The sequence below is a fragment of the Streptomyces sp. NPDC055103 genome, from assembly GCF_053607625.1.
In genome coordinates, this window is record NZ_JBSGTX010000018.1 from 3,107 (window position 1) to 4,030 (window position 924).

2 protein-coding genes are annotated in these 924 nt (G+C 71.9%); both read right to left on the reverse strand.

The window, feature by feature from the left end:
• Nucleotides 1–381: 381 nt before the first annotated feature.
• The gene (locus ACWFR1_RS14090; RefSeq protein ID WP_346171707.1) at nucleotides 382–573 is read right to left on the reverse strand and encodes a hypothetical protein; all 192 of its coding nucleotides are present in this window, start codon (nucleotides 571–573) and stop codon (nucleotides 382–384) included.
• A complete protein-coding gene (locus tag ACWFR1_RS14095; RefSeq protein ID WP_376572257.1) occupies nucleotides 570–830 on the reverse strand; it encodes a hypothetical protein in 261 nt (86 codons plus the stop codon). Before ACWFR1_RS14095 ends, ACWFR1_RS14090 begins: the two co-directional genes overlap by 4 nt.
• Nucleotides 831–924: the final 94 nt, after the last annotated feature.

Consider the following 924-nt stretch of genomic DNA (forward strand, 5'->3'; position numbering starts at 1 on the left):
GCGGGGTGTTTGGGGTTGTGGGGCCGGGGGGGGGGGGGGGGAGGGGGGGTCTCGCCGCGCCCCCCCCCCCCGGGCGCGGGCCCGGGTCCCCCCCCCCCCCCGGGGCGCCCCCCCACTCCCGCCCCCTCCAGGGCGGGCATGGCCAAGACGCGCTTCCCCGACGGGGAAGAGTGTCTTGGCCGATAACTTGCTCCGTCGGAGACCGAGTTGTCGTCAGCCGAACCGTACAGGGGAAGCGAGGACACGACCGCCGGGAGCGGACGGCCGGCACCGGAATCGGAGCAGGGAGAGGTGGCGGACATGGGGTTCCTTCGGAGCCGGGGCGCTTAGGCGAACGGGGCGGTGGCCCGGCGAGGCCGGGCCACCGTCGGGATTCCGGGTTCAGCAGCAGAGCCTGCACCGGGAGTAGTGGCGAGAGAGCGCCCGCCCCATGTTCAGCTTGACGCCCTTGGCGATCCGGCTGCTCGCCTTCGCCGGGTTGCTCCCCTCGTGCTGGGCAGCGTGGCTGTTCAGGATGGCGAGGTCATTCTCGAAACCGGCCTTTATCCGGTTGAAGCGGTCGCAGGTCTTCATCGAGCAGCTCCTTTGGGGGAAGTAGAGGTCGGGGAGGCGGCCCGTACGAGGGCCAGGACCGGGGTCAGATGTTCGTTGCTGAGCGGGATCTCGTGGCTGCGCATGATCTTCCGGAGCTGGGCTCGGGTGATCTGGGCGTTGCCGTCCTCTCTCAGGACGTCGGGCACGTGGGGGAGGACCAGCTCGACCACCTGCTCGTGCGACAGGCGCTTGGGCCCGGTTCGGGACTGCCGGCTCGCCTGTACCCGAGCGTGCACCGTCCCCGGGCGAGCCGGACCGGTTCGCGTCCGCCGGCGGACAGGTCTCGGGGCTGGTCCGGGTTCCGGGGTCGGTCCGGGTTCGGCTTCCGGT

Bases quoted from the DNA above. Each gene is read 5' to 3' on its own strand.
- ACWFR1_RS14090 (WP_346171707.1), bottom strand. From the start codon at position 573: ATGAAGACCTGCGACCGCTTCAACCGGATAAAGGCCGGTTTCGAGAAT.